Genomic DNA, 10023 nt, shown 5'->3' with positions numbered 1-10023 from the left:
CAACGGCAACGTCTCGGAAGCGGTCACCAACTCCCGCAGCGGATACCGCGCGAGCACCGCGTCCACCTCGGGCGTCAACGCCGCCGCGAGGCGGGTGGCGACCGGCAACGAGTCGTCCCGGAGGGTTCGCGCGGCGGCCAGCACGACCTCGCGGGCCGCGCGTTCGGGCACGTCGGCCGCGGCCCGTTCGTACAGGACGGCCCCCTCTTCGAGGACCAGGCCGGTGTCGATGCCCGCCGGCACCTTGATCCCGGCGACGTGCCGCCAGGTGGTGACCGGATCGCTCCATGCCTCGACGCAGTACGTCCACAGGCCGATGGCGTCCGGAGTGACCTCGGCGCCCCAGCGGTCGGTTCCGGGGGCGAGTTCGCGCATCGGCGTCCAGGGGCCGGGCCGGCCCTCGGGATCCCGCAGGACGACATCGGCGGCGACCGCGTCATGGCCCTCGCGGAACACGGTGGCCGTGACCTGGAAGGTCTCTCCGGGAACGGCCTTCGCCGGGCGCCTGCCGCCCTCCACGGCCGGATGGACGTCCCGGACCGGAATGCGGCCGATGGCCTCAGTCGTACTCATGGGTCTCACCTCCGTCGTACTCAAAGCCGGGCCCCTCGGCCCGGCTCGGGATACCGCCTTGAACGGTGGCTAGAGCCCCGCCCGGGAACGCCGTCCCGGCGGGGGTCCACGCCGGGGGACACGGCCCGGACGCGGTCGGCAGGTCTCGTCCCGCAGGTAGGTGGCCAGCGTGGTGCGCAAGTAGCGCTCGGCCGCCTCCGCGGCCTCGCGCGCGCAGCGCTTTCCCATCAGCACGCAGAGGGTGTAGCCCGAGTCCTCGAAGCCGGTCCGCACCGCGCTGTCGGTGGGGGCCGCGAGCATCGCACGCTCCCAGGCCCGGTACCGCCGCAGCTGCCTGGTGACTTCGGCTCTGGCGGGTAGCAGCATGGCGCCGTTCACCTTCCGGGCGCTCGATGGGCACGTTCCCGACGGTCGGGCCGGCGGCCGGGCCCGCGAGGGGCACGGATCCGTTACGGCGATCGAGGGCCTTCACTCATGGTGCACGCACGACGACCCAGCGTCTTGTTAGAGGTTCAACCATCTCGGGAGTTCGCTCGTGTTGCACGAATGGGCTAGCACCCGCACTGTTGTGGTGACTCGGAAGCGATCAGTGCTCACGCTTCGTGTTCGGGGATCGGCTTGCTAGGGCGAGGGAGCGAGAGCCTCGCCGGTGAGGAGCCACGATGAAGACCGCAGTGCCCTGCTACTACCACCTCGATGTGGAAGTCAGCCCGGAACGCGTTGGACAGGTCAGCCGCATCCTCGCGGCCCACCTGAAGTACTGGGACCTCGAACCGCTGGTCAAGCCCGTCTGCGGCAGCGCCGAGCTGCTGCTGAAGGCCATCGACGAGCACGCGACGGACAAGCACACGTCGATCGAGATGTGGTGGAACGGCCAGCACCTGATCACCGCCGTCGGCGACAACGACCAGGACCTCCGCCCCGATCTGGACCTGCGGGCGTGCCTGGAGCACATCGCCGCCATGAGCGACGGCTGGGGCTGCTGCGCCACCGACACCGGCAGCAAGGTCATCTGGTTCTCGCAGCGGGCCCGCGCCGGCGAGCGCGTCCCGCTGGTGCCGATGGCGCCCGCGCCCGATCTGCGTGAGGGGCTGCAGGTGCCGCGCGAGACGCCGGTCGCCTCCCTCGCCGCCCCGGCGCGGCCGGCCGACGGCGCCCTGGAGGACGCGCGGTGACGAAGAAGAAGCCGAACGGCAAGGACGGGGTGCCCGTGTGGAGCGGGCACCCCTACCCCTTGGGCGCCGCTTTCGACGGCAAGGGCACCAACTTCGCGCTCTTCAGTGAGGTCGCCGAACGCGTCGACCTCGTGCTGGTCGACGACCGCGGCAACCACCGCGACATCCCCCTGACCGAGGTCGACGGCTTCGTCTGGCACGGCTACCTGCCCGGCATCAAGCCCGGCCAGCGCTACGGCTACCGGGTGCACGGCCCCTGGCACCCGTCGGCCGGCCAGCGCTGCAACCCCGCGAAACTGCTCCTCGACCCGTACGCCAAGGCCGTGGACGGGCAGATCGACAACCACCCCTCGCTGTACGAGCGCTCGTCGTCCGGGCCCGACCCTGCCGACAGCGCCGGGCACACCATGCTCGGCGTGGTGACCGATCCGGCGTTCGACTGGGGCGAGGACCGGCCGCTCGGACGGCCGTACGCCGACACGGTGATCTACGAGGCGCACGTCCGCGGACTCACCCGTACCCACCCCGACGTGCCGCCCGAACTGCGCGGCACCTACGCCGGGCTCGCCCACCCCGCCGCGGTCGAGCACCTCGCCTCACTCGGCGTGACGGCCATCGAGCTGATGCCGGTCCACCAGTTCGTGCAGGACGGCCATCTCCAGGACCGCGGCCTGTCCAACTACTGGGGCTACAACACGATCGGCTTCTTCGCGCCGCACAACGCCTACGCGGCGCACGGCACCCGGGGCCAGCAGGTCGCCGAGTTCAAGTCGATGGTCAAGGCGCTGCACGCGGCCGGCCTCGAAGTGATCCTCGACGTGGTCTACAACCACACCGCCGAGGGCAACGAGAAGGGCCCCACGCTCTCCTTCCGGGGCATCGACAACTCCTCGTACTACCGCCTCGTCGACGGCGACTGGCGCCACTACTACGACACCACGGGCACCGGCAACAGCCTGCTCATGCGTCACCCCTACGTGCTTCAGCTGATCATGGACTCGCTGCGGTACTGGGTCACCGAGATGCACGTCGACGGCTTCCGCTTCGACCTCGCGGCGACACTGGCGCGGCAGTTCCACGAGGTGGACCGGCTGTCGGCTTTCTTCGACCTGATCCAGCAGGACCCCGTCATCAGCAGGGTCAAGCTGATCGCCGAGCCGTGGGACGTGGGCGAGGGCGGCTACCAGGTGGGCAACTTCCCGCCGCTGTGGTCGGAGTGGAACGGCCTGTACCGCGACGCCGTGCGGGACTTCTGGCGCGGCGAGGAACACACGCTCGGTGAGTTCGCCTCCCGGCTGACCGGCTCCTCCGACCTGTACCAGCACAGCAGGCGCCGCCCCCGCGCCAGCGTCAACTTCGTCACCGCGCACGACGGCTTCACCCTGCGCGACCTCGTGTCGTACAACGACAAGCACAACGACGCCAACGGCGAGGGCAACCGGGACGGCGAGAGCACCAACCGGTCCTGGAACTGCGGTGCCGAGGGCGATACCGACGATCCCGGGATCCTCGAACTGCGCGGCCGCCAGCAGCGCAACTTCCTCGCCACCCTGCTGCTGTCCCAGGGCATCCCCATGCTCTGTCACGGCGACGAGATCGGGCGCACCCAGGGCGGCAACAACAACGCCTACTGCCAGGACAACGAGGTCTCCTGGATCGACTGGCGGCTCACCGAGGAGCAGCGGGACCTGCGGGACTTCACGCGGTACGTCATCGCGCTGCGCGCCGCCCACCCGGTGCTGCGCCGCCGGCGCTTCTTCCGCGGCGAGACGGTCACGCATGCCGGGCAGCCGCTGCCCGACCTGGTGTGGCTGCAACCGGACGCGACCGAGATGTCCGACGAGGACTGGCAGCGCTCGGACGCGCACTCCGTCGGTGTCTTCGTCAACGGCGACGCCATCGCCGAACCCGACGCCTACGGGCGCCCCGTGGTCGACGACTCCTTCCTGCTGCTCCTCAACAGTTACTGGGAGCCCGTGGTCTTCCGGCTGCCGGACCGTGCGTACGGCGAACGCTGGACCACCCTCATCGACACCGCCGACCCCACGGGACCGCCGGACGAGACCGAGCACAAGGCGGCCACCGCGCTCACGGTGGAGGCGCGCAGCCTCGTCGTGCTGTCCCGGCCGTCACGGAACGCGCCGGCCGCGTAGCAGGGCGCGCTCAGCGCTGACGGCGCGAGGTCACCGTGAACTGGGCCCCGTCGGGGTCGCGCAGCACGGCGTCCTCGGTGTCCAGGCGCAGCACGCTGCCGCCGTGGTGCTCCGCGGCCCGTGCGCAGCTCGCCACGTCGGCCACCGCGAAGTGGATCTGCCAGTGCGGGCGGATGGTGGGATCGGGAGCCGCCTCCAGGGCGCCGGACTCGATGCGGGCCACCACGTCACCGCCGCTGCGCAGGACGACCTCCTCGCCCTCGTAGTTGATCTCGCAGCAGCCGCGCGTCGCCGAGGCCCACTCCAGGACCTCGCCGTAGAAGATGGCGGCGTCGAAGGCGTCCCTGGTGTGCAGCCGGATGAAGGCGGGCGCGGCACGGTGCCAGGTCTCCCAGTCGGTGACCAGCTCGCCCTCCCAGATGCCGAAGGTCGCCCCGTCCCGGTCGGCGAGCAGGGCGGCGCGGCCGGGCGGCAGCGAGATGGGCCCGACCGCCGCCGTGCCGCCACGCTCCTGCGCCCGGGCCACCGCGGCGTCCGCGCTGGGGACGGCGAAGTAGGGGGTCCAGGCGACCGCCATCTGCCACATGCTGGCGACCGCGGCGATGCCGGCGACGGGCGAGCCCTCCGCCAGCGCGATCCGGAAGTGGTCGCCGAGCTTGGCCTTCCGCCATTCCCAGCCCAGTACGGCGGTGTAGAACTCTTCGGTGGCGCGCACGTCGCGACTGGTGAGACTCACCCAGCATGGCGCCCCGAAGGCGTTGTTCGTGGTGACCACGTCCGTCGTACGGGTCGTGGGTGTCGTGTCATGTTGCATGGCAGTCGTCCTGGTCTCGTCGACCGGTAGCCACCGGTTCGACACCAGTGTCCAACCGGAACCGGTCATGACGCCTGCCGAGTACCCCGGTGGCAGACGTCAGTCCCGATGGGGAGGATGGAGGTGTGGCAGGTGTACCGCACGAGCCCGCCGGCGACACCGACCGGCTCCGGGCCTTGGAGGACGAGATCGTCCAGCTCAAGGAGGCCGTCTGCTCGCATGCCGTGGTGGACCAGGCCATCGGGATGATGGTGGCGCTCGGCAGGGTGACGCCGGACGAGGGATGGGCGGTGCTGAAGGAGGTCTCCCAGCACACGAACACCAAGCTCCGCACGGTGGCGGAGCTCGTGCTGACCTGGGGCCGCGAGGGGGAGATGCCCCCGGAGATCCGCGCAGCCCTCGAGGACGCCCTGGACCGCTACGGTCCCACGCAGATCCCCGGCACGCAGATCCCCGGCACGCAGATCCCCGGTGCGCCTCCCGACTGACTTCCTCTCCGCTGCACCGCCCGGGTGACTCCCCTTCCCGGCTCAGCGGGGTGTGCCCGCGAGCAGTTCCTCGCGCAGCCTGGCGAAGCAGGCGCTGAGCAGCCGCGAGACGTGCATCTGCGAGATGCCCAGCTGCTGTGCGATGCAGCTCTGCGTCATCCCCTGGAAGAAGCGCAGATAGAGAATGGTCCGCTCACGCTCCGGCAGTGCCTGTAGACAGGGCGCCACGGCGACCCGGTCGACGACGGTGTCGTAGCTCGGGTCGAGCCCGCCTATCGCGTCCGCGAGGGCGTACCCGTCCGTCCCGGGCATCTCCGCCTCCAGGGACAGCGCGGTGAAGCACTCCAGCGCCTCCATGCCGGTGCGCACCTCCTCCTCGCTGAGCTCCGCGTACGCGGCGATCTCGGCGACGGTGGGGGGCCGGCCCGGCGTGGTCTGGGAGAGCTCCTTCATGGCGCGCCGCACCCGGTTACGGAGGTCCTGGACCCGGCGCGGGACGTGCAGCGTCCACATGTGGTCGCGGAAATGGCGCTTGATCTCGCCCGTGACCGTCGGCACGGCGTACGCCTCGAAGGCGCGGCCGCGGGCGGGGTCGTAGTGGTCGACGGCCTTGACGAGCCCGAGGGCGGCGACCTGGTAGAGGTCCTCCAGGGCCTCGCCGCGGCCTCGGAAGCGCACGGCGATCCGCTCCGCCATGGGCAACCAGACCCGTACCAGTTCGTCCCGCAGCGCTTTGCGTTCCGGGCCGTCCGGGAGTTCCCGCAGGCGCAGGAATTCCGCGGCCGTGTCGGGGGCGTCGTCGTGGGGGTGTTGCTTCGTTCTGCTGGCGGTACGCATGTGCGCGCCTCCCTCAGCAGGTGCCGGGTGGACAGAGACCGTGGGAGGGGGCGCCCGGATCGCTCGCAGGAACACGTGCGGGGGCGGCGTACCTGACCCACGGACGTGCCTCCTGTCCGAAGCACTTAAAACAGTCTTCCCATGACAAATGCGTACGAAACGCCCTTCAGGTGTCCGGGTTCCACGGTGCTCGCGCCGTATCCTTCCGCGACCGGGCGACTCCGAACGGTGGCGTTCTCCGACCGAGGTCGTGCACGTGTTCGGTGGTGCGCCCGGCCGGCTCACGACGGAGGTCCCGGCCTCCCGCCGTCGCGCCGTCTCCCTGCCGCGGGGACAGCCGGCCGGCCGACCCGGAAGGTGGACGTGATGTGCGGCACGCCCGTGGAAGGGCCTGTGCGGATTGTCCCTGCGCACGGCTTGATCAGCGATCAAGTGCGGGAAATCCCTGGCCACAGCCCATTCTGCTCATTTGACACTGCGCTGAGCCCACGGATAGGAAGCAGCTTCGAGAGGTCGAGAGGTGGAGTGTGTACGAGCCGAACGTGGTCGGGGACTGGCAGGAGTACGACGAGCATGCCGGTCTGCGCGTTCGCGTCCACGGTCTGGAGCGGGCGGAGCCGCCGCGTGGACGCGACGACGCCGCCGAGGGGCTGACGTACTTCCGGCTGCGGGTGACCGTCGAGAACCGCGGTGACCGCCGCTTCGGCATCCATCTGGAGGACGGCCAGATCGACGTGCGGATCGGCCCCGACGGGGAGAGCGCGTTCCTGGACTGGCGGAACTCGCAGTTCGTCGAGGGCTACGACGTCTACCCGCTGCGCCGGGTCACCGCCGTCGCGTACGCGGCCGGAACCGAGGCGGCCCTGGCGCAGGTGGACGTGCAGATCCAGCTGCGGGTGGACGACGACTGGGCCGACCGCCGGCTGTGGACGGGCGGCATCGGCCTGCACGAGGCGACCGCGTGCGCCCCGGCCGGCGCCGGCCGGGAGAGCCTCGCCCACCAGGTCAGCAACTTCCTGCGCGACCAGGCAGAGGAGGGCACCGCCTGACGCGGGTCAGTGCGGAATGCCGTCGATGATCTCGCGGGCGCCCTGACGCAGCAGGGCCACGGCGACCGAGGTGCCCAGGGTGGCGGGGTCCAGGCGGCCCGCCCACTCGTGGGCGTTGAGCCGGGTCTTGCCGTCCGGCGTGAACACGCAGGCGCGCAGGGAGAGTTCGCCGTGGTCCGTCCGCGCGAAACCGGCGATCGGGCTGTTGCAGTGCCCTTGCAGCACATGCAGGAACATCCGCTCCGCCGTCGCCTCCCGGTGCGTACCGGGGTCGCCGAGCGCGCTGACCGCGTCGATCAGGTCGCTGTCGCCCTCGCGGCACTGCAGGGCGAGGATGCCCGCGCCGATGGGCGGCATCATCACGTCGGGGGAGAGCACCTCACTGATCACGTCCCGGCGGCCGATGCGTTCCAGACCGGAGACGGCCAGCAGCAGCGCGTCCGCGTCACCGGCGGCGAGCTTGTCCAGCCGCCGGCCCGCGTTGCCACGGAAGGGCACGCACTCCAGGTGCGGATGCGTGGCGGCGAGCTGGGCGACCCGGCGCACCGAGGAGGTGCCGATGCGGGTGCCGGCCGGGAGCTCGTCCAGGGTGAGCCCACCCGGATGCACCAGCGCGTCACGGATGTCGTCGCGCTTCAGGAACGCCGCGAACACCGTACCGGCCGGGAGTGGCCGGTCGGCGGGCACGTCCTTGACGCAGTGCACCGCGAGGTCGGCCTCACCGGCCAGCAGCGCCGCGTCGACCTCCTTGGTGAACGCGCCCTTGCCCTCGACCAGGGAGAGATCGCCGAGCCACTTGTCGCCGGTGGTCTTCACCGGCAGGACCTCGGTTCTCACCTCGGGATGACAGGCTGTCAACTCCGCCTGGACGCGGGCCACCTGGGCGAGCGCCATGGGGGAGTCCCGGGAGACGATGCGGATCAGTGCGGGGACCGGCATGCCGACACGATAGACCGTCACCGGCCCCCGCCGCGCCCGGGAACGCCCGTCAGGCGTTGGGGTCGAACGCGATGCCGGACGGCTTGGCCTTCGCCAGGTGGGAGGTGAAGCTGCCGTCCTTCAGACCGAAGTGCGCGCTGCCGAAGTCGTACGACGCCAGCTTGTCCCGCACCCCGGCCGGGTAGCCGTTCCAGCCGACCAGCGGCGGGTACTGCCAGGTGCCCTTGTGGTTCTCCGGCGGCTCGTCGTTGGAGTTGGCGGCGCGGAAGCAGTGCGTGCTGATGCCGTCCTTGTGGTACACGATCTTCGCGTGCGTGCCCTCGAAGCGGATCGCCGAGGCGTTGTGCACGGTGAACGAGCCGTGGTTGGACGTCGAGACGTACTTGGCCTGGTTGTCCTGCACCCACACGACGATGTGCTCCCAGTCGTGGCGGTGCCCGCCTATGCTGCTGCCCGGCAGGGCCTGGTCCTTCTCGAAGTACAGGCCGTACACGATGCCGCACCAGCCGTTGTTGCACTTGTAGCGGGAGTAGCTGTTGGTGTTGTCCAGGTCGGAGGCGTCCCGGCAGTTGCCGTTGAGCGCCCCGGTCGGGTTGAGGCCTCCGTTGACGGTGCCGTCGGCGCTGATGGCGGGCGTCGCGTAGCAGCCGTCCTTGTCGTAGTCGAGGGCCGGCTGGAACGTCCGCTCCAGGCTGTCGGCGTTGGCGGGCAGCGCCGGCGGCGGGGCGGCGAAGGCGGTGGCGGGAAAGGCGACGACGAGCGCGGCGGCACCACCGACAACGGTGAGCCATCTCCTGCGGTGTACGGCGGACTTCGGCGACGACACTGCGTCCTCCTCCTGGTTCGGGCGCAGCCCAAGGGCTGTGGGGGGAAAGGCAGTTCAGCTTCCCCGGAAAGCCCGTCCCGGCCAAGAGGTCACAGGCGTCCCGTCGGTGAAGGACAGCCCAATAGTTGCCCGCTGAAACGGCGTCAGGCGAGGTGCTCCGGCAGATCGGCCGTGGACTCCTCGGGCGTGAGGTCGGGCCGCAGCCGCAGCCAGGACGGCTGGCGCAGCAGCCCGGCCCTGGTACGGGTGCTGTAGCGGACCTCGCCGACCAGCCGGGGACGCACCCACCGCGCGCCCGGCGCCGGCGGCACCGGATCGAAGGGGCAGGCGTCACTGGCGTGTTCCCGCAGCAGCGCCGCCAGTTCCGTCCGTTCGGCCTCACTCCAGCCGGTGCCCACGCCACCGACGTACCGCAGCCGCCCGGCGGCGTCGCGCTGGCCGACCAGCACCGCGCCCGGCAGGCCCGTCAGCCGGCCCTTGCCGGGCAGCCAGCCGCCCACGACGACGTCCTCGCCGCGCATGTTGCGGATCTTGATCCAGGCGCGGGAGCGCACACCCGGTTCGTACACCGAGTCCAGCCGCTTGCAGACCAGGCCTTCCAGACCGTGCTCGAGGGTGGCCTGGAGCGCCTGGGCGCCGTGGCCCACCAGGGCCCCCGGAGTGGACCAGAACGGCCCGGCGAGGCCCAGGGCTTCCAGCCGGGCGCGCCGCCGGGCGTAGGACAGCCCGGTCAAGGAGTGCCCCGCCAGGTGCATCACGTCGAACAGCACCAGGTGGACCGGTACCTGGGCCGCACGGCGGGCCGCCCGCGCGGGGGAGTGGGCGAGGCCCATCCTCGACTGGAGCAACTGGAAGTCGGCACGCCCCTGTTCGTCCAGCGCCAGCACCTCGCCGTCCAGCACCGCGGCCGTGCCGCCCAGGGCAGCGCCGAGCGGCAGCAGTTCGGGGTAGGCGCCGGTGATCTCCTCGCCGGACCTGGCGCGCAGCAGCACGCTTCCGTCGCCGGGGAGATACACCACCGCACGCTGGCCGTCCTGCTTGGTCTCGTACGCCCACCGCGCGTCCTGGGCGGCGGGCGGCAGGGTGCCGGGCGTGGCGAGCATGGGGGCGATCAGCGGCAGGGTCACGGCTTGAGGTGTCGACGGGGTGGGGCGGCGCCACGCGCCCCG

At 71.2% G+C, this 10023-nt stretch carries 11 protein-coding genes; 4 read left to right on the top strand and 7 right to left on the bottom strand.

The window, feature by feature from the left end; genetic code table 11:
• A partial coding sequence (locus tag ACIHCM_RS18050) for a maltotransferase domain-containing protein (protein WP_399896392.1) occupies positions 1-573 on the bottom strand: 573 nt, incomplete at its 3' end.
• Positions 574-642: 69 nt separating this feature from the next.
• Entirely contained in the window at positions 643-939 is a 297-nt protein-coding gene (locus ACIHCM_RS18045; RefSeq protein WP_399896389.1) for a DUF5133 domain-containing protein, read from the bottom strand.
• A 296-nt stretch (positions 940-1235) separates the two neighbouring features.
• Between ACIHCM_RS18045 and ACIHCM_RS18040 the strand changes: the two genes are divergently transcribed.
• Positions 1236-1748 (top strand): pep a2, encoded by a 513-nt coding sequence (locus ACIHCM_RS18040; RefSeq protein WP_399896386.1) that lies wholly within the window; start codon positions 1236-1238, stop codon positions 1746-1748.
• A gap of 29 nt (positions 1749-1777) precedes the next feature.
• A complete protein-coding gene (glgX, locus tag ACIHCM_RS18035) occupies positions 1778-3901 on the top strand; it encodes a glycogen debranching protein GlgX (protein ID WP_399896441.1) in 2124 nt (707 codons plus the stop codon).
• A gap of 10 nt (positions 3902-3911) precedes the next feature.
• Here the strand turns inward: glgX and ACIHCM_RS18030 are convergent, their stop codons facing one another.
• On the bottom strand, positions 3912-4715 hold the full coding sequence (locus ACIHCM_RS18030) for a VOC family protein (protein WP_399896383.1): 804 nt from the start codon (positions 4713-4715) through the stop codon (positions 3912-3914).
• Between the two features lie 125 nt (positions 4716-4840).
• On the opposite strand from ACIHCM_RS18030, the gene ACIHCM_RS18025 reads away from it, so the two are divergent.
• Positions 4841-5203: an ANTAR domain-containing protein gene (locus ACIHCM_RS18025; RefSeq protein ID WP_399896380.1), complete on the top strand. Its 363-nt coding sequence runs from the start codon at positions 4841-4843 to the stop codon at positions 5201-5203.
• 42 nt (positions 5204-5245) lie between these two features.
• Here the strand turns inward: ACIHCM_RS18025 and ACIHCM_RS18020 are convergent, their stop codons facing one another.
• Positions 5246-6040, bottom strand: coding sequence for an RNA polymerase sigma factor SigF (locus tag ACIHCM_RS18020; protein WP_399896377.1), 795 nt, complete (start codon positions 6038-6040; stop codon positions 5246-5248).
• A 527-nt stretch (positions 6041-6567) separates the two neighbouring features.
• On the opposite strand from ACIHCM_RS18020, the gene ACIHCM_RS18015 reads away from it, so the two are divergent.
• Complete coding sequence (locus ACIHCM_RS18015) at positions 6568-7089, top strand: hypothetical protein (protein ID WP_393109789.1); 522 nt, start codon at positions 6568-6570, stop codon at positions 7087-7089.
• Between the two features lie 6 nt (positions 7090-7095).
• On the opposite strand, the gene hemC is transcribed toward ACIHCM_RS18015, so the two are convergent.
• The 3 genes from hemC to ACIHCM_RS18000 all read right to left on the bottom strand — a co-directional run bounded on the left by hemC (position 7096) and on the right by ACIHCM_RS18000 (position 9981).
• Positions 7096-8028, bottom strand: coding sequence for a hydroxymethylbilane synthase (hemC, locus tag ACIHCM_RS18010; RefSeq protein ID WP_399896372.1), 933 nt, complete (start codon positions 8026-8028; stop codon positions 7096-7098).
• Positions 8029-8077: 49 nt separating this feature from the next.
• Entirely contained in the window at positions 8078-8854 is a 777-nt protein-coding gene (locus ACIHCM_RS18005) for an NPP1 family protein (RefSeq protein ID WP_399896369.1), read from the bottom strand.
• 143 nt (positions 8855-8997) lie between these two features.
• Positions 8998-9981, bottom strand: coding sequence for an ATP-dependent DNA ligase (locus ACIHCM_RS18000; RefSeq protein WP_399896366.1), 984 nt, complete (start codon positions 9979-9981; stop codon positions 8998-9000).
• Positions 9982-10023 lie beyond the last annotated feature (42 nt).

Origin of the sequence: Streptomyces sp. NPDC052023 (genome assembly GCF_044548465.1) — a bacterium.
In the GTDB taxonomy this organism is placed as follows: domain Bacteria; phylum Actinomycetota; class Actinomycetes; order Streptomycetales; family Streptomycetaceae; genus Streptomyces.
The sequence above is the reverse complement of the archived record's forward strand: the minus strand, read 5'-3'. Positions and strand labels throughout refer to the sequence as shown.